The sequence below is a fragment of the Sphingomonas adhaesiva genome (genome assembly GCF_002374855.1).
Taxonomy (GTDB): Bacteria; Pseudomonadota; Alphaproteobacteria; order Sphingomonadales; family Sphingomonadaceae; genus Sphingomonas; species Sphingomonas adhaesiva.
In genome coordinates this window covers 699,883-717,480 of sequence record NZ_NWVC01000001.1, presented here as the reverse complement: position 1 = coordinate 717,480, position 17,598 = coordinate 699,883, and the positions used below count along the sequence as shown (strand labels likewise).

The window sequence follows — 17,598 nt, the reverse complement described above, 5'->3', positions numbered from 1 at the left end:
GTCGCACGGCAAGGCCGCGCGGCGGTTTCGTTTGACTCGCGTTCATGCCCGCGCATTACTGGGCGGATGTGGCCGCAAGCCGCGAATCCATTTCAAAACGCGTAAACAGTAAAGAAACGGGGCAATTTCGGATGAACAAGCAGGAACTGATCGCGGCGGTGGCGACGTCGGCGGGGCTTGGCAAGAACGAGGCGAGCCGCGCGGTCGAGGCGGTGTTCGACACGATTTCGGCCAGCCTGAAGAAGGGCGACGAAGTGCGCCTGGTCGGGTTCGGCACCTTCGCGGTCAGCAAGCGCAAGGCCTCGATCGGGCGCAATCCGCGCACCCGCGAGCCGATGACGATCAAGGCGTCCAACCAGCCCAAGTTCAAGGCGGGCAAGGTGCTGAAGGATTCGCTGAATTAACCGCCGGGGCATTTAAGCGCTGGACAGGCGCGTCGGCTTTGCCTAGACGCGCCGCTCCGATACGGATCGGGCGCGTAGCTCAGCGGTAGAGCACACCCTTCACACGGGTGGGGTCACAGGTTCAATCCCTGTCGCGCCCACCATGTCCGACAGACCCCGCCGGCCCGCGCCGGCGGGGTTTTTCGCGTCTGCGCGACACTGGATCGGGGATCGGGCGTGGCATCCGGGCGACGTCATCAAACCGTCATTCATGCGTCATGCATATGACTTGAAACCTGCATTCTATTGTCACCTCCCGCGCCTAGCGCCGCCGATGGGACGAACGGACGGGGCAGCCGCCCTGCCGTTTCCGGGGGTCCGAGGGATGGACCCGCCATCAAAGGGAGTGTTTCATGCTCAGCTTCAGCCGTCGTCACAGCAGCCTGCTGGCGACCACCGCCTGTCTGTTCCTCGCCTCGTGCGGCGCGGACGACGTCGCCTCGCCGGGCGCCGGGTCGATCGGTGTCGTCATCAACCAGCCGGCGCCGACCCCGACGCCGACCGGCACGCCGACCCCGACCGCGCTGACCGCGGCGCAGTTCGCCACCGCCACGACGCAGGGCGGCGTGACGATCACGGCGGACGAGCAGCTGGCGATCGTGAACGCGGGCGCGAACAACAACCTGAACGGTTTCGGCAGCACGCTGAACGGCGTCTATCCGGTCAGCGGCACGTCGCTGACCACCGCCAGCAACCCGCAGACGGTGCTGGGCAACACCAGCTTCATCCAGAACACCAGCTTCGTCGGTGCGCTGAGCGGCCCGAACGACAACGCCTTTTCGGGCTGGACCTGTTCGTCGACCACAGCGGCGTTCCTGAACAGCGCGCAGTGCGGCGCGGTCCCGTCGATCGGCAGCTATGCCGCGGCGACCTCGGTCTGCCCGACCGGACTGATCGACGACGGCACGTTCACGCCGAGCGGCGCGGCCAACCCGTCCTATCGCTATTGCCGCCTGCCGGGCGTCATCAGCGCCGACCTGTCGCTGCCGAAGATCGCGGGCGTCGTCTACCGCTTCCGCGGCCAGACCGAAGTGGGTGTCGACGGGACCAGCAACGTCACGCTGACGATCGCGCCGGGCGTGGTGCTGGCCGCCGATGCCAGCGAATCGTCGAACGACCTCCTGCTGGTCAACCGCGGCAGCAAGCTGAACGCGGTCGGCACCGCCGACGCGCCGATCGTCTTCACCGCGCAGCAGAACCTGGTGAACAACGGCGTGTCCGACGCGACGCAGGGCCTGTGGGGCGGCGTCATCCTGCTGGGCCGCGCGCCGACCGCGGTGTGCGCCACCGGCACCGGCCCGAACGATGCCGGCGGCACGTCGACCACCTGCCAGCAGGCGATCGAGGGCGTGACCGGGCGCTTCTACGGCGGCACCAACCAGACCGACAGCTCGGGCACGCTCCAGTACGTCCAGATCCGCTACACCGGCATCGCGATCAGCGAAGGCAACGAGCTGCAGGGGCTGACGCTGGGCGGCGTCGGTTCGGGCACCACGATCGACCATGTGCAGAGCCACAATTCGTCGGATGACGGCGTCGAGATCTTCGGCGGCACCGTCAACCTCAAGTATTTCGTGGTGACCGGCGCCGACGACGACGGCTTCGACGTCGACAACGGCTGGCGCGGGTTCATGCAGTTCATCATCGCGGCGCAGAAGGCCGGCGGTTCGACCGCCGATTCGTTCGCGACCGAAATCGACTCGAACGGTTCGGAAGACCTGCTGCCGCGCACCTACGGCCGCTACGCCAACTTCACCTTCATCCAGACGACGTCGGCGCCGTCGGCGATCCGCCTGCGCGGCGGTGCGGACTTCGCGTTCGTCAACGGCGTGGTGAAGACCCCGGCGGGTCAGACCTGCGTCAACATGATCGCCAGCAACCAGGTGAACGGCGCGGCCGCGACCGGCAACGATCGTTCGACGATCCGTCCGGCCAACAGCGCGCTGCAGGACGTGGGGCCGCCGACGTTCAACTCGGTCTACTTCCAGTGCCAGGGCCGGTGAGGCGCATCGCGCTTCACTGACCGGCGGCCGGCCGGGGCGCGCACCTGCCGCCCCGGCCCCGCTCTTTGCCCCTCATCCGAAGGCCCGATCCATGCGCCAGCGCACCGCCTACGCATCGCTTCTCCTGCTGACCACCACGCTGGTCGCCCCCGCGGCACTGGCGCAGGTCGCCCCCTCCACCGGCGCGCCCGCCGCGCCGGCTCCGGCTCCCGCCACGGCCTCGCCGGTCACGCCCGCCGACACCGCCGCCGATCCGCAGCAGGATCAGGCGGAAGTGTCGGCGCCGGGCGTCGATACCTCCGCCAGCGAGGATATCGTCGTCGTCGGGCGGAACATCCCCAATACCGTCCGCGCCACCGCGCAGGTCGTCAGCGTGCTGTCGGCGGCCGATATCGCGCGCACCGGCGAAGGCGATATCGCGGGCGCGCTGACCCGCGTCACCGGCCTGTCGGTGGTCGGCAACGGCTATGTCTTCGTGCGCGGCCTGGGCGATCGCTATTCGTCGGCGCTGCTCAACGGCTCGCCTTTGCCCAGCCCCGAACCGCTGCGCCGCACGGTCCCGCTCGACATCTTCCCGACGTCGATCGTCGGATCGGCGCTGGTGCAGAAGACCTATTCGGCCAATTACCCGGGCGAGTTCGGCGGCGGCGTCATCAACCTGACGACCAAGGCGATCCCGGACGAAAGCTTCATCACCGGCGGCGCATCGGTCACGATCGATACCGAGACCACCGGGCGGCTGGGCTATACCTATTTCGGTTCGAAGACCGACTGGCTGGGCTACGACAACGGCGAGCGCCGCGTCCCCGGCTTCATCAAGGCGGCACCGACCGGCACCGGGGTGATCCCGACCGAACAGGTCGCGCAGCTGTCGAACGCGCCGACCACGCTGCTCCAGCGCAACGGCGACATCCCGCCCAACTGGTCGGGCGAGCTGAGCGCGGGGCTGACCGGCGATCTGGGCGCGACCCGGCTGGGCGTGGTCGCCACCGGCAGCATCTCGAACACGTGGCGCACGCGCGACGTGACGCAGCAGGATACCGTTCAGGAGACGGGATCGCTGCGCAACGACTTCCACACCGTCATCACCGACAATCGCGCGGTGGTGAACGGCCTGCTGGGCTTCGGTGCGGAATTCGACGCGAACCGCATCCGCTGGACGAACGTGTACATCCACGATTCGCTGAAGCAGGGCCGCGCGTCGGCGGCGACGATCTATAACAATTCCAGCGGCGCGCCGCTGTTCCAGCAGAACACCAGCTTCTTCGAACGCCAGCTGATCGAGACGCAGCTGGTCGGCGAGTTCAAGCCGGTCGACGGCCTGTCGGTGGACCTGCGCGGCGCCTATGCCAATTCGAAGCGCAAGTCGCCGTACGAGCGGCAGTTCATCTATCTGTGCAACACCGCGCTGAACATCACGGTGGACGTGCCGGTCGGCGGCACCGCGCTCAACTGCCCGGGCGTGTGGCAGGCGACCAACGCGTTCGACCGGTTCGCGACGGTGGTGTTCAGCGAGCTGAACGAGAACCTGTATTCGGGTCAGGCGGACGTCGCCTACAAGCTGTCGGGCGAGCGGCCGATGACGCTGTCGGGCGGCTATTACTTCTCCGACAACGACCGCACGTCGACCCGCCTGCCGTTCGTCTATCAGACGACGACGGGTGCGCAGATCCCGTTCCCGTGCAACCTGTTCCGCCCCGACTTCCTGCTGTCGCCGGACGTCCTGAACGGCTGCGCGGTGTCGCCCACCGGCACGCCCGCGCAGAATGCGGTGCAGATGCGCTTCGACGCGGGGCAGAACGGCTCCTACGCGTATGACGCCAGGCTGCGTATCCACGCCGGCTATGTCCAGGCCGAGGCGGAGGCGTTCGACGGGCTGCGTGCGATCATCGGCGTGCGCTACGAAACCGCGAAGCAGCAGGTGACCCCGGTCAATTCGACCGGCACGCTGCTGAACAACGACTATTTCCTGCCGGCGGCGACGCTGACATGGAATTTCGCGGAGAACATGCAGCTGCGCGTCGCCGCGTCGAAGACGATCGCGCGCCCGCAGTTCCGCGAGCTGGCGCCGCAGGCGTTCCGCGATTTCGAATCGGATCGCCTGTTCTTCGGTAACCCGCGGCTGCGCGACAGCGAGCTGTACAATCTGGAGGCGCGCTACGAATGGTTCTTCGCGCGTGACCAGCGGATCACGGCGGCGGGCTTCTACAAGCGGATCGACCGCCCGATCGAGCAGGTCGGCTTCTATCCGACGCCCGACGCGCGGTTGCAGACCGGCTTCACCTATCTGCCCAAGGCGACCCTGTGGGGTGCCGAGGTCGAGGTGCAGAAGTACGTGCCGCTCGATTTCATCTCCGACGGGATGGCGGGCAAGCGCGCGGTCATCATCGCCAACTACACCTATACCCAGTCGAAGATCACCGCGGACGACACCTGCGTCCCCGGCGTGCTGGAAGGTACGACGCTGGGCGGGTGCCAGCCCAATTTCGCGCCGGCCCGGCTGCTGTTCCGCGACGGTGCGCCGTTGACGGGGCAGTCGGATCACCTGGTCAATCTGCAACTGGGCTATGAGGACACCGACAACGGCACGCAGGTGACCGCGCTGTTCAACTATGCCAGCGACCGCGTCACCAACCGCGGCCCGTCGCTGCTGGGCGGTGTCGGCTTCCAGCCGGACATCGTCGAGCGGCCGGGCATCCGCCTGGACCTGGTCGCGCGGCAGAAGACCGAGTTCCTGGGCCGGCAGATCGAGATCAAGGCCGAGGGGCGCAACCTGACGGGCACCCGCTATCAGGAACGGCAGACGTTCGAGGGCGGCAATGTCGTCGACGTCAACCGTTACCGCCTGGGCCGGATGTTCACGCTGGGCGCCAGCGTCACCTTCTGATCCGGTAACCCACGCCCCGCGTCGTCGACGGACGGCGCGGGGTTTGCCGTATCCGGTGCCGTCACCACCCCCAGGGGCGTTCGCGATACCATTTGGTGATGACGTATTTGGTGCCCGCGCGCACCTTCATCCCGTGGTGGAGCGTCGAGGGATTGAGGCTGCCGTCGGGGCGCCGGTTGCTCCAGCATACCAGTTTGCCGGTTTCGGGCTGGATCGTCTTGTCGATCGCCTTGAACCGCGTCGCGCCGCCCGCGTCGGGTTCGTTGAGATAGACCATCGCGGTCCAGGTACGGTTGCCCGCGACGCTGCAATAGCGTTCGAAGTCGACGCCGTCGGGTTCGAAATAGTCGGTGTGTGCCTTGAACTCCTGCCCCACGGCATAGCGCTGGCCCTGGAGCGGCTCGCCATAGGCGGGGTCGAGGCCGGTGAAGGCGGCGAGCATCGCATCGACCGCGGCGACCAGCGGATCGGCGGCCGACAGGTCGCACGTCTCGCTGGTACGGAAGGCGTCGTCGCCATTGGGATCGGAGATGGTCGAGGGGCGGCGGTGCGCGTCGATCCGCTCGACGAGCGCGGCGCAGGTGGCGGCATCCAGGAAGCCGCGCCGCAGGAACAGCGTCAGCTTGGGACTGGGCACCTTCTGGATGCCGGGCTGGGCGGAAAGATGCGAGACGATCGGATCGCTGGCCATCGTCACCCCTTGCCACAGCAGCGCGCGTGCCCCCAAGCGGAGAAATATTACACAAGTGTGCAACGGCGCTGTAACATGGGCGGCCTAGCCGGGCGCTCGCGGGGAGTTGGCCAAGCGCATGCGATTGAAGTTCGACGCCCGCGCGCGGGCGATCCTGAGGCGTCTGCCCGTCGTCAGCATCTATTCGGCGGCCGAACTGCTGCTGCTGGCGGGGCTGGCGGTGCAATGCGCGCGGCTGCTATGGGTGGTCGTCACCCCGGTCGCGCCGCTGGGCGCATGGATGCCCGCCGCACCGACGATTCCCGCCGATCCCGCTGGCGTGCTGGCCGGGTTCGACCCGTTCTACCGCGTCAGCGGCGCGCAGGCGCCGGCCGCGGCCGCATCGCTCCAACTGACGTTGTTCGGCACGCGCATGGACGCGGCGGGCGGGCGCGGATCGGCGATCATGGCGGGGCCGGACGGCATCCAGAAAAGCGTCAGCGTGGGTGAGGAGGTCGCCCCCGGCGTCACGCTAAAGGCGGTGGCGTTCGACCATGTCACGCTGGATCGCGGCGGCGCGACGCAGGAACTGTTCCTCGACCCGGCCAGCAGCACCGGCGCCGCACCCGTCGCCGGTGCGCCGCCTGCCGGTCCGGCCGCACCGGCGGCGGCGGGCCTGACGTTGCCGGCCGAGCGGCTGCGCGCGGACATCGGCGCGATCCCGCGGATCGAGGGCGGGCGCGTCACCGGGCTGACCGTGCGCGGGCAGGGCGGCGGCAGCTTCGCCGCGGCGGGCCTGCGCGACGGCGACGTCGTGACGCAGGTCGGCGGCAAGCCGGTGGCGGGCGCCGCCGATCTCGAACGGCTGGTGCGCGACAGCGCGTCCGGCGGCACCCTTTCCCTGACGGTGGAACGCGACGGACAAGCGCTTCCGCTCTCCATTCCGGTATCCTGATGAAGCCTTATCTTGCCCCCGTCGCGCTGTTCGCGCTCGCCGCGCCGGCGCTTGCCCAGACGACGCTGAACGTACGCGATGCCGATATCCGCGCGTTCATCGCTGATGCCGCGAAGGTGACCGGGCGCACCTTCATCATCGACAATCGCGTGCAGGGGAAGGTGACCGTCGTCACCGACCGGCCGCTGTCGCGGTCCGAATATCTGGAGGTGTTCCTCTCGACCCTGCGCGCCAACGGGCTGGTCGCGGTGCCGACCGCCAATGGCGCGTTCCGCGTCCAGCCGGTCGACAATGCCGCCAGTCAGCCGGGCCGCGTCGGCGTGGCGGGCGCGGCGCGCAACCAGCTGGTGACCGAGATCATCCGGCTGCGGTCCGGCGATGCGGCGCAGGCGGTCGATACGGTGCGCCCGCTGGTGAGCGCGCAAGGATCGGTCACCGCCAACCGCAGCGGCAACAGCCTGGTGGTGGTCGATTTCGCCGACAACGTCCGCCGCGTGCGCGAGGTGGTGCGCCGGATCGACACCGACACGTCGTCCACCCGGGTCATCGCGCTGCGCAACGCACGCGCCAGCGACGTGGCGACCGCGTTGCAGGGGCTGGCGGGCGGCGGCGGCGCGGGGGCGGCGACCGGGCCGGGCGGCGGCGCGGCGGCGGTGGCGATCGAAAGCTCCAACGCGGTGGCGCTGCGCGGCGATCCGCAGACGGTGGCGCGGCTGGCGGCGCTGGCGCGCGACCTGGACCAGAGCGCGCGCAACGCGACCGAGATCAAGGTCGTGTTCCTGGAGAATGCCGATGCGGCGCAGCTGGTACCGGTGCTCCAGCAGCTGGTCGGGCAGGCGCCCGATGCGATCCAGGAACAGGGGCTGTCGCGGACCGGGCTGAGCACGTCGAGCACCGGCGCGACCGGGACCGGCGCGACGCCGCAGCCCGCCACCCGCACGCAGCCGTCGTCGGCCGCGGCGCAATCGTCGGGCGGGCAGCCGCAACAGGCCGCGATCACCGGCGAGGGGCGGCGCACCGCCGCGGTCGTCACCCGCTATGCCGGTGCCAATGCGATCGTGATCGCCGCGCCCGCCGACGTGCAGCGCCAGCTGAGCGACGTGATCGCGCGGCTGGACCAGCGCCGGCAACAGGTGCTGGTGGAGGCGATCGTCGCCGAAGTGTCCGACAGCACGGTCAACCGGCTGGGCGCGCAGTTCATCCTGGGCAATCTGGACGGCGGCGCCTTCGCCGCGTCGACGTTCAGCAATTCGGCGCCCAACATCCTGCAGATCGCCGGCGCGATCGGCGGGCGCAACCTGGGCGGCACGCGCACGATCGTCACCGCGCCTGACGGGACCAAGACCGAGACGGTCACCAACAGCCCCGGTACCGACCAGCTGACGCAATCGGCGATCAGTTCGATCCTGGGATCGTCGGGCGGGTTCGGCGGCTTCGGCGGGCAGATCGGCCAGACGGTGTTCGGCGCGATCATCAATGCGGTGAAGGCCGACAACCAGTCGAACCTGCTGCAGGTGCCGCAGATCATGACGATCGACAACCAGGAGGCGCATACGCTGGTCGGGCAGGAAATCCCGATCACCACCGGCGAGGCGCTGTCGGGCAATTTCGACAATGCGTTCCGCACGACGCAGCGGCAGAATGTCGGCATCGGGCTGGACGTCCGGCCGCAGGTCAATTCGTCGGGCACGATCAAGCTGAACCTGCATCTGGAGGTCAGCTCGATCGCGGGGCCGGTGTCGAACGACAATTCCGACCTGATCCTCAACAAGCGCGAGGTTGAGACGGTGCTGACCGTCGACGACGGCGCGATCGGGGTGATAGGCGGGTTGCTGAGCGACGAGGAACGCCGCACGATCGAGCGCATCCCGCTGCTGGGCGACATCCCGCTGCTGGGCAATCTGTTCAAGTCGAAGGCGAAGACGCGCGCCAAGACCAACCTGATGATCTTCATCCGCCCCACGGTGATCCGCACCGCGCAGGACAACCGCCGCGTCACCGAGCAGCGGTACGGATACCTGCGGTTGCAACAGGGGCAGCAGGACCCATCGTCCGAACCGTCGATCGACACGCTGGTGCGCGAGTATATGGGCACCACGCCGCCGCTGCCCCCGGCCGGGCAGCCGGGGAGCATCGAGGATATGCGCGTGGGCGTGCCGGTCTATCGCAACTCGGTCGTCACCATTCCGGGGCGGAAGAAATGATCGTGCGCACCGGCGCGCAGATCGATGCGGCGGAGGCACCGGTGGCGCCGGTCGTGGCCGATGCGATCGTCGTGCCGCCGGTCGTCCTGCCTTATGGCTTTGCGCGCAAGTTCGGCGTGGTGCTGGACGGCGAGCGGGTGGCGTTGCGCGAAGGCAGTGATCCGCGTGCGCTGATCGAGGTGCGGCGCGTCGTCGGGCACGCGTTCGATATCGCGGTGGTGGCGCCGGCCGAGTTCGACCGGCTGCTGTCGGATCGCTACGCGATGGACGGGCAGGCGACCGCGGCGGCGGCGGTGGGGATGGGCGACGAGCTGGACCTGCTGGCCGAAGGACTGCCGACCGCCGAGGATCTGCTGGACACCGCCGACGATGCACCGGCGATCCGCCTGATCAACGGCGTCATCGCCGATGCCGCGCGCAACGGCGTGTCGGATATCCATATCGAGCCGTACGAAACCGGGCTGGTGGTGCGAATGCGCATCGACGGCGTGCTGCGCGAGACGCTGCGCATGCCGCCGCATGTCGCGCCGGTGGTGGTCAGCCGCATCAAGGTGATGGCGCGGCTGGACATTGCCGAGCGGCGCGTGCCGCAGGACGGGCGCATGGGCCTGACGCTGGGCGGCAAGCTGCTCGACGTGCGCGTGTCGACGCTGCCCAGCCGCGCGGGCGAGCGGGTGGTGCTGCGTATCCTGGACAAGGAGAATGCGGGCATCGACCTGGACGCGCTGGGGATGGCGCCGCCGATGTATGCACTGCTGCGCGAGGCGATCGCGGAGCCGAACGGCATCGTGCTGGTCACCGGGCCGACCGGCAGCGGCAAGACGACGACGCTGTACGCCGCGCTGCGGCTGCTGAACGACGGGACGCGCAACATCCTGACCGTCGAGGATCCGGTGGAATATGCGGTCGAGGGCGTCGGGCAGACGCAGGTCAATGCCAAGGTCGGGCTGACCTTCGCCGCGGGCCTTCGCGCGATCCTGCGCCAGGACCCCGACACGGTGATGATCGGCGAGATCCGCGACCGCGAGACCGCCGAGATCGCGGTCCAGGCGTCGCTGACCGGGCATCTAGTGCTGTCGACCGTCCACACCAACGACGCGGTCGGCGCGATCACGCGGATGCGCGACATGAAGGTGGAGCCGTTCCTGATCGCCAGCACGCTGCGCGCGGTGATCGCGCAGCGGCTGGTGCGGCGGCTGTGCCCGGCGTGCCGGCGCCCGGTGGCGGCGGCGGACACGGTCGCCCCGCTGCTGGGCGTCGACCCGCGCGCGACGGTGTACGAGGCGGTGGGGTGCGACCAGTGCAACCGCACCGGGTTCAAGGGGCGGATCGGCGTGTACGAGGCGGTGCGCGTCGATGCGACCGTCCGGCGGCTCATCAACGAGGGCGGCGACGAGGACGCGATCGCGCGCCACGCCTTCGCCACCGGCGAAACGCTGGCGACCGCGGCGCGGCGGCTGGTGGAAAGCGGCGTGACCACCGCGGAGGAAGCGGTGCGGGTGAGCCGCAGCGAGGGTGCCGAGGCGGTGCCGGAGGCGACCGGGGATGCGTGAGGCGCGCTGCCCGTCGCGCAGGGCTGGTCGGGGCGGACGGGTGCGGCATTCATCGTGCCGCGGATCGCAAGTGTCCTCAATCGCGGCGTCATGGACCCCTGAACAGGTCGAGGACGACGTGATTGTCGGCTTCCCTGCCGCGTTCCATTCGTCACTCCGGCGAAAGCCGGAGTCCATGGTGCCGCAAGAGCAACGGCTTGTGCGTTCGCGGAAACATGGATGCCGGAACACGTCCGGCATGACGACGGCAAGGTTCGCCATCGTTCGGCCCCCCGCCGCGGTGACGGTCGATGGCTGATTTCGACTATGTCGCGATCGACACGCGCGGAAACGAGACGCGCGGGCATGTCGCGGCCGCCGACGCGGCGGCGGCGCGGGCGGCGCTGGACCGGCGGCGTCTGTTCGTGGTGCGGCTGGACCCGGGCAGCGCGCCCGCCGCGAAGGGGCGCCCGCTGTTCGGGCTGGACCTCGGCCGCGCGAAGATGTCGGGCAAACAGCTGACGCTGTTCACGCGCCAGCTGGCGACGCTGAACCGCGTATCGCCGCTAGAGGAATCGCTGCGCACGATCACGCGGCAGACCGAGCAGGAGGGGGTGCGCGCGATCGTCGCCACCGTGCATGCCGGCGTGGTCGAGGGGCGGCGGCTGGCCGATGCGATGGCGCGCGAGCCGAAGAGCTTCCCGCCGCTGTACCGCGCGATGGTGGCGGCGGGCGAAAGTTCCGGCACGCTGCCGCAGATCATGGAGCGGCTGTCGACGCTGCTGGAACGGCAGGCGGAGATCCGCGGCAAGCTGCTGACCGCGATGGCCTATCCGTCCGTCCTCGCCACGGTGGCGATGGGCGTGGTGATCGCGCTGATGGCGTTCGTGGTGCCGCAGGTGGTCGAACAGTTCGATACCGTGGGGCAGGAACTGCCGCTGCTGACGCGGCTGGTGATCGGGCTGTCGGACCTGCTGGTCCATTGGTGGTGGCTGCTGGTGGCAATGATCGTCGCGGCGGGCGTCGGCGCCTGGGCGGCGCTGCGCCAGCCCCCGGTGCGGCTGGCGTTCGATACCTGGCTGCTGCGCGTGCCGTTGCTGGGGCGGCTGCTGCGCGACCTGCACGCGGCGCGGATGGCGCGCACGCTGTCGACGATGGTCGCCAGCCGGCTGCCGCTGCTGGAAGGCCTGAGCCTGACTGCGGGGACGATCCACAACCGCCGGCTGAAGGCGGCGTCGGACGAAATCACCGAGGCGATCCGCGGTGGCGGCAGCCTGTCCGCCGCGATGCGGCGCGCGGGCGTGTTCCCGCCGCTGCTGGTCTATCTGGCGGCCAGCGGCGAGGCGGCGGGGCGGCTGGACGAGATGCTGGAGCGCGCCGCCGATTACCTGGAGCGGGAATTCGACCGCTTCACCGCCACCGCGCTGTCGTTGCTGGAACCGCTCATCATCGTGGTGATGGGCGCGATCGTGGCGACGATCGTGCTATCCATCCTGCTTCCCATCCTCCAGCTCAACACGCTGGCGGGGCAATAGCGGCCGGACAGTGAGAGAAACCATGCGTACCGAGACGAAGAAGCGCCGGAAGAAGAACGGCTTCACCCTGGTCGAACTGATGGTGGTGATCGTCATCATCGGCCTGCTGGCGACGATCGTCGCGCTCAACGTGCTGCCGTCGGGCGACACCGCGCGCATCCAGAAGGCGAAGGCCGACATCGCCACGATCGAACAGGGGCTGGAACTCTATCGCCTTCAGATGGGCAGCTATCCCACGACGCAGCAGGGGTTGCAGGCGCTGGTGTCGGCGCCGCCGGGCGCCGATGCCGCGCGCTATCAGGCGGGCGGGTACGTGAAGAAGCTGCCCAAGGATCCGTGGGGCCGCGACTACCTGTATGCCGCGCCGGGGAAGCACGGTCAGGCGGACGTGTGGACGCTGGGCGCCGACGGCAAGGACGGCGGCGAGGGGATCGATGCCGATATCGGTTCCTGGCAGTAAGCGGGCACGCACGCACGCGGGCGGGTTCGTCCTTCGCGGGCGTTCCGCCGAACACGGCTTCACGCTGGTCGAGCTGATGGTGGTCATCACCGTCATCGGCCTCGCCTCCGCGGCGGCGGTGCTGGCGATGCCTGATTCGCGCGGGCGGTTGCTGGACGAGGCGTCGCGCTTCGCGGTGCGCACGCGCGCGGCGCATGACGCGGCGATCCTTGAGGCGCGGCCCGTCAGCCTGTGGGTGACGCCGACCGGCTATGGCTTCGACGCATGGCGCGGCGGGCACTGGACGCCGATCGAGGACGGCGGCCTGTCGGTCGAACGGTGGAACAGCGGCACGGCGGCGGGCTTCGGCACGCGCGAGCGGGTGATGTTCGACGCGACCGGGCTGGCGGACCGCCCGCTGACGGTGACGCTGCGCCGCGAAGGCGCGCGCGCCGACGTGGAGATCGGCGCGGACGGAAGCGTGCATGTCGCGGGATGACGCGCGCCGCGGCGGCGTGCGCGCCGGGGCGGCGGGCTTCACGCTGATCGAGATCATGGTGGCGCTGGCGGTGTTCAGCCTTGCCGCGCTGGCGCTGATCCGGCTGGAGGGGCAGGTGATCCGGTCGACCGGGGCGGTGGCGGCGACGCTGCTGGCGCAGACCGTCGCGCGCAACGTGGCGATCGAGGCGGTGACCGACGCGCAGCCGCCGACGCGCGGACGCGCGACCGGGGTGGAGAGCAACGGCGGGCGCGACTGGACCTGGACGCGCGAGGTGCAGCCGGTGGGCGATGCCGGGGTGATGCGCATCGACGTGAGCGTCGCCGATCGCGGCGGCGCGGTGCTGGGACGGATGACGATGGTGCGCGCCGCGACGGCGAATGCGGCGGTGGCGCGGTGAGGGGCGCGCGTTCCGCCGAACACGGCTTCAACTCTTGCGAGCGTTCCGCCGAACACGGCTTCACGTTGGTCGAAGTGATGATCGCGCTGATGATCTTCGGCATGATCGCGGCGGCGGGGGTGGCGTTGCTGTCGTTCAGCGTGAAGGCGCAAGGGGCCGGGGCGGTCGCGCTGGACGATGCCGGCGCGCTCAATCGCACCGCGTCGATCCTGACCGCCGACCTGGCGCAGGCGCAGGACCGGCCGACGCGCGACGTGGCGGGAACGCTGCTGCCCGCGATGACCGGCGGCAGCGGCTTCGACCCCGCGCTGCGGCTGGTGCGCGCCGGGTGGAGCAACCCCGACGAGGTCGCGCGCCCGACGTTGCAGAAGGTGGAATATCGCCTGAACGCCGGCGGGCTGGAGCGGGTGGCCTATCCCGAGCTGGACGGCGCCGCGCCGCTGCCCGCCGCGCTGCTGCTGGATCGCGTCACATGGGTGCGCTGGCGGTTCCGCTATCAGGGCGCGTGGACCGACAGCTGGCAGGGCAACGACCGCGCCGCCCTGCCGCAGGCCGCCGAGATGACGCTGGAGCGCGAGGGCGGGGCGACATACCGGATGTTGTTCCTGGTCGGCACCGGGGCGCCGCGCGCCGGAACGCCGCCGCCGCGAATCGCCCCCACGCCGGGACCGACCGGTGCGACGTCGTAACGGGGAGCGGGGCGCGGCCCTGCTGACCGTGCTGCTGCTGGTGGCGGTGATCGCGGTGATGGCCGCGACCGCGCTGGAGAAGGTGCGGCTGGCGACGCGGCTGGCGGCCAATGCGGTCGCGATGGATCAGGCGCGCGGCTATGCCTATGCCGCGGAGGCGCTGGCGACGATGCGGACCACGGCGCTGCTGCGCCGCGCGGGCGACCGGGTCGCGCTGACCGGCGGGTGGAGCGGGCGGCCGTTCGGCCTGCCGATCCCCGGCGGGACCGCGACGGCGCGGATCACCGACGGGGGCAATTGTTTCAATCTCAACAGCCTGGTGACGCGCGCGATCGACGGGCGCTGGGTGGCGGACGGCGCGACGGTGGCGCAGTTCGCGCGGCTGATGCGGTTGCTGCGCGTGCCTGGTGGGGAGACGATCGCGCCCGCCACCGCCGACTGGATCGACAGCGACGATGTGCCGCTGCCCGGCGGCACCGAGGACCCCGGCTATCGCGGCTATCGCACCGCCGGCACGCTGATGGCGGACGTCAGCGAATGGCGTGCGGTCGCGGGGGTGACGCCGCAGGTGTATCGCGCGGTGCGCCCGTATCTGTGCGCGTTGCCGGTGGCGGAGCGGGCGACGATCAACATCAACACGCTGCTGCCCGAACAGGGTGCGTTGCTGGCGATGCTGTTGCCCGACACGCTGTCGCCGCAGCAGGCCGGGGCGGTGCTGTCGCGCCGCCCGCCCGATGGCTGGGCCGGCGTCGACCCGCTGTGGAACCAGCTGTCGCTGAGCGGCGGCGGGGGCGCGACGCCCGATCTGTCGGCCAAGCAGCAGACCGCGGTGACCACCCGCTGGTTCGCGCTGGCGGTGGATGTGGCGAACGGCGCCAGCGAATTGCACGAACAGGCGCTGATCGACGCGCGGGCCCTTCCCGTCCGGCTCGTCGCGCGGCAATGGGGGGACGCGACATGACCGCCGCCACGCTTCTTTTCCTGCCCCCCGACGAGTCGCTGCCGTGGCGGTGGTGGCGGGTCGAGGGCGATGCGATCACCGAGGGGGAGGGCGTGCCCGATGCCCCCGCCGATCCCGCCGCCGCGCCCGGCGAGGTGATCGCGGTGGCACCCGCCGATGCGGTGACGCTCCACTGGGCCGCGCTGCCCGCGCGATCGACCGCGCAGGCGGTGGCGGCGGCGCGCGTGGTGGTGAGCGATGCCACCGCCGAGCCGGCGCACGACCTGCACGTCGCGGTGGGCGCGGAGCAGGACGGCGAGCGCGCGATCGCGGTGGTCGCACCGGCGCGGATGCGCGCGTGGCTGGCGGCGCTGGCGCAGCGCGGGCTGGACCCGGCGACGGTCGTGCCAGCCCCGCTGCTGCTGCCGCTGCCCGACGACGGCTATGTACGCGCCGATCTGGCGGGGCAGGGCGTGGTGCGCGGGCGGACCAGCGGCTGGGCGGACGAGGCGCGGCTGACCGAACTGGTCACCGCCGGGCAGCCGCCGGTGACGCTGGACCGTGGCGCGGTGCAGGCCGCGGTCGCGGCGGTGGCGGCGGCGCCGGCGCTGAACCTCAGGCAGGGCGCGTTCGCGCGGCGGCAGCGGCGCGCGATCGACTGGGCGCTGATGCGGCGGCTGGCGGTGCTGGGCGGGTTGATCCTGCTGGCGACGCTGGCGATCGATGTGGTGCGGATCATGCGCTATTCGCTGGGCGCCGACGCGGTCGAGGCGCGTACCGCGACGATCGCGCGACAGGGATTGCCGCGCGGCGCCAACCCCGGCGACGACGGGGCGCAGGGCGCACAGGCGCTGGCCGACCGGCTGGCGCGGCTGCGCGGGCCGGGACAGGGCTTCACCCGCACCGCGGCGGCGGCGTTCCAGATCGTCCAGGCGGTGCCCGACAGCGAGGTGACCGCGATCGATTTTGCCGCCGACGGCACGTTGAAACTGTCGCTGTCGGTGGCGGGCGAGGCGCAGGCCAACAGCGTCAAATCGCAGTTGGAGGGAGCGGGCTTCACCGTGGAATCGGGGGTGTTCCAGCAGGCGAACGGCCGGCTGACCGGCGACATGACGGTGCGGCCGTGAGCGCGCTGTCGCAATGGTTCGTCGGCCGTTCGCTGCGCGAGCGGCGGCTGATCCTGGTGATGCTGGCGCTGGCGGTGGTGACGATCGTGTGGGCCGGGGTGATCCGCCCGGTGCGCGACGGCCTGTCGTCGTCGCGCGCGCGCTATACCGAGGCGGTGGTGACGCTGGGCGAGGCGCAGGCGCGGCTGGCGCAGGTCAAGGCGATCCAGCGCCGCCAGACGCCGCTGTCGCTGGGCGGGCCGCTGGCCGATGCGGTGCGCACGCGCGCGGAGGCCGCCGGGATCGTCCTGGCGGGCGTCGACAATGACGGCGCGGACCGCGTGCGCGTGTCGGTGCCCGCGGCGCGGGCCGGCGCGCTGATGACGTGGATCGCGCGGCTGGAGAGCGAGGGCATCCTGGTCGATTCGATCAATGTCGCCGCCGCCGGGCCGGGGGCGGTGTCGGCGCAGCTGGTGCTGATGGTGCGGGGGAACTGAGGCGATGCGCATCCGGTTGGCGACGCGGCGCCGCACCCTGTTCCTGGCGATGTTCGCGGTGGCGATCGTCGTCTTCGTCCCGATGCGGCTGGCGCTGGGCTGGGCCGGGCTGGACGCGCAGGGCTTCACCGCGCGCGAGGTGCGCGGCAGCCTGTGGTCCGGGCGATTGGTGGAGGCGCGGTTCGGCGACGTCGGGCTGGGCGACATGGACGCCGGGTTGTCGCCGCTGGCGCTGGTGATCGGGCGCGCGCGGATCGCGCTGGCGACGCGCACCCCTGATCCGGCGCAGCGGCTGGCGGGCGTGGTGGAGATCGCGCGCGGGCGCGCCGCGGTGCTGGGCGCGACCGGCCCGCTGGTGCCGGGCAATGCCTTCGCCCCGTTGCCGGTGACCGCGCTGAACCTGGACGACGTGTCGGTGCGGTTCGTCGACGGCGCGTGCGAACAGGCCGACGGGCGCGTGCGCGCGGCACTGTCCGGCGCGTTCCTGGGACAGCCGCTGCCCGGCGCGGTGAGCGGCACCGCACGCTGCGATGCGGGGGCGCTGTTCCTGCCGCTGACCAGCGGCGCGGGCGAGGGCGTGGCGCTGCGCCTGTGGCCGGACGGGCGCTATCGCGCGGAACTGACGCTGGTGCCCGGCGATCCGGCGGTGGCGGCGCGGCTGGACGGCGCGGGCTTCGTCGCGAACGGCGCGGCGCGGACGCTGGCGGTGGAGGGGCGGTTCTAGGCCGAGCCGGCGCGTCGGGCGGCTGGATGCGCGCGTTTTCGGGAGATCCCAGCCGGGATGTCGTGGGCGGGATAG

Annotated in this window: 16 protein-coding genes and 1 tRNA gene; 16 read left to right on the top strand and 1 reads right to left on the bottom strand. The window is 70.8% G+C overall.

Annotated elements, in window-relative coordinates:
• The first annotated feature begins 131 nt into the window (after positions 1-131).
• From COA07_RS03470 to COA07_RS03455, 4 genes are all read left to right on the top strand, one after another.
• On the top strand, positions 132-404 hold the full coding sequence (locus tag COA07_RS03470) for an HU family DNA-binding protein (protein ID WP_066487866.1): 273 nt from the start codon (positions 132-134) through the stop codon (positions 402-404).
• A 68-nt stretch (positions 405-472) separates the two neighbouring features.
• Positions 473-547 (top strand) — tRNA-Val (locus COA07_RS03465).
• 249 nt (positions 548-796) lie between these two features.
• A complete protein-coding gene (locus COA07_RS03460; protein ID WP_066709811.1) occupies positions 797-2,446 on the top strand; it encodes a hypothetical protein in 1,650 nt (549 codons plus the stop codon).
• A 91-nt stretch (positions 2,447-2,537) separates the two neighbouring features.
• On the top strand, positions 2,538-5,333 hold the full coding sequence (locus tag COA07_RS03455; protein WP_066709807.1) for a TonB-dependent receptor domain-containing protein: 2,796 nt from the start codon (positions 2,538-2,540) through the stop codon (positions 5,331-5,333).
• 61 nt (positions 5,334-5,394) lie between these two features.
• Here COA07_RS03455 and COA07_RS03450 read toward each other — a convergent pair whose 3' ends face one another.
• Positions 5,395-6,024: a prolyl hydroxylase family protein gene (locus COA07_RS03450; protein ID WP_066709829.1), complete on the bottom strand. Its 630-nt coding sequence runs from the start codon at positions 6,022-6,024 to the stop codon at positions 5,395-5,397.
• Positions 6,025-6,142: 118 nt separating this feature from the next.
• Between COA07_RS03450 and COA07_RS03445 the strand changes: the two genes are divergently transcribed.
• From COA07_RS03445 to gspN, 12 genes are all read left to right on the top strand, one after another.
• The gene (locus tag COA07_RS03445) at positions 6,143-6,958 is read left to right on the top strand and encodes a type II secretion system protein N (protein ID WP_096640431.1); all 816 of its coding nucleotides are present in this window, start codon (positions 6,143-6,145) and stop codon (positions 6,956-6,958) included.
• Positions 6,958-9,162: a type II secretion system secretin GspD gene (gspD, locus tag COA07_RS03440; protein ID WP_096640429.1), complete on the top strand. Its 2,205-nt coding sequence runs from the start codon at positions 6,958-6,960 to the stop codon at positions 9,160-9,162. Before COA07_RS03445 ends, gspD begins: the two co-directional genes overlap by 1 nt.
• Positions 9,159-10,715, top strand: coding sequence for a GspE/PulE family protein (locus COA07_RS03435; protein ID WP_083956946.1), 1,557 nt, complete (start codon positions 9,159-9,161; stop codon positions 10,713-10,715). Before gspD ends, COA07_RS03435 begins: the two co-directional genes overlap by 4 nt.
• 290 nt (positions 10,716-11,005) lie before the next feature.
• Positions 11,006-12,229 carry a type II secretion system inner membrane protein GspF gene (gene gspF / locus COA07_RS03430; protein ID WP_066711867.1) on the top strand — a complete coding sequence of 408 codons (1,224 nt, stop codon included), beginning with the start codon at positions 11,006-11,008 and terminating at the stop codon, positions 12,227-12,229.
• 22 nt (positions 12,230-12,251) lie between these two features.
• Positions 12,252-12,689, top strand: a complete 438-nt coding sequence (gene gspG / locus COA07_RS03425; protein ID WP_066711868.1) for a type II secretion system major pseudopilin GspG — start codon at positions 12,252-12,254, stop codon at positions 12,687-12,689.
• Positions 12,664-13,167 (top strand): GspH/FimT family pseudopilin, encoded by a 504-nt coding sequence (locus COA07_RS03420; RefSeq protein ID WP_083956947.1) that lies wholly within the window; start codon positions 12,664-12,666, stop codon positions 13,165-13,167. Before gspG ends, COA07_RS03420 begins: the two co-directional genes overlap by 26 nt.
• A complete protein-coding gene (gene gspI, locus COA07_RS03415; RefSeq protein WP_066711872.1) occupies positions 13,154-13,567 on the top strand; it encodes a type II secretion system minor pseudopilin GspI in 414 nt (137 codons plus the stop codon). Before COA07_RS03420 ends, gspI begins: the two co-directional genes overlap by 14 nt.
• Positions 13,564-14,256 carry a type II secretion system minor pseudopilin GspJ gene (gene gspJ / locus COA07_RS03410; protein WP_083956948.1) on the top strand — a complete coding sequence of 231 codons (693 nt, stop codon included), beginning with the start codon at positions 13,564-13,566 and terminating at the stop codon, positions 14,254-14,256. The genes gspI and gspJ overlap by 4 nt, the downstream gene beginning before the upstream one ends.
• Positions 14,243-15,217, top strand: coding sequence for a type II secretion system minor pseudopilin GspK (gene gspK / locus COA07_RS03405; RefSeq protein ID WP_169924220.1), 975 nt, complete (start codon positions 14,243-14,245; stop codon positions 15,215-15,217). The genes gspJ and gspK overlap by 14 nt, the downstream gene beginning before the upstream one ends.
• On the top strand, positions 15,214-16,323 hold the full coding sequence (gspL, locus tag COA07_RS03400; protein WP_096640517.1) for a type II secretion system protein GspL: 1,110 nt from the start codon (positions 15,214-15,216) through the stop codon (positions 16,321-16,323). Before gspK ends, gspL begins: the two co-directional genes overlap by 4 nt.
• Positions 16,320-16,799, top strand: a complete 480-nt coding sequence (gene gspM, locus COA07_RS03395; protein ID WP_066709984.1) for a type II secretion system protein GspM — start codon at positions 16,320-16,322, stop codon at positions 16,797-16,799. The genes gspL and gspM overlap by 4 nt, the downstream gene beginning before the upstream one ends.
• A gap of 4 nt (positions 16,800-16,803) precedes the next feature.
• Positions 16,804-17,523 (top strand): type II secretion system protein N, encoded by a 720-nt coding sequence (gspN, locus tag COA07_RS03390; RefSeq protein WP_066709987.1) that lies wholly within the window; start codon positions 16,804-16,806, stop codon positions 17,521-17,523.
• Positions 17,524-17,598 lie beyond the last annotated feature (75 nt).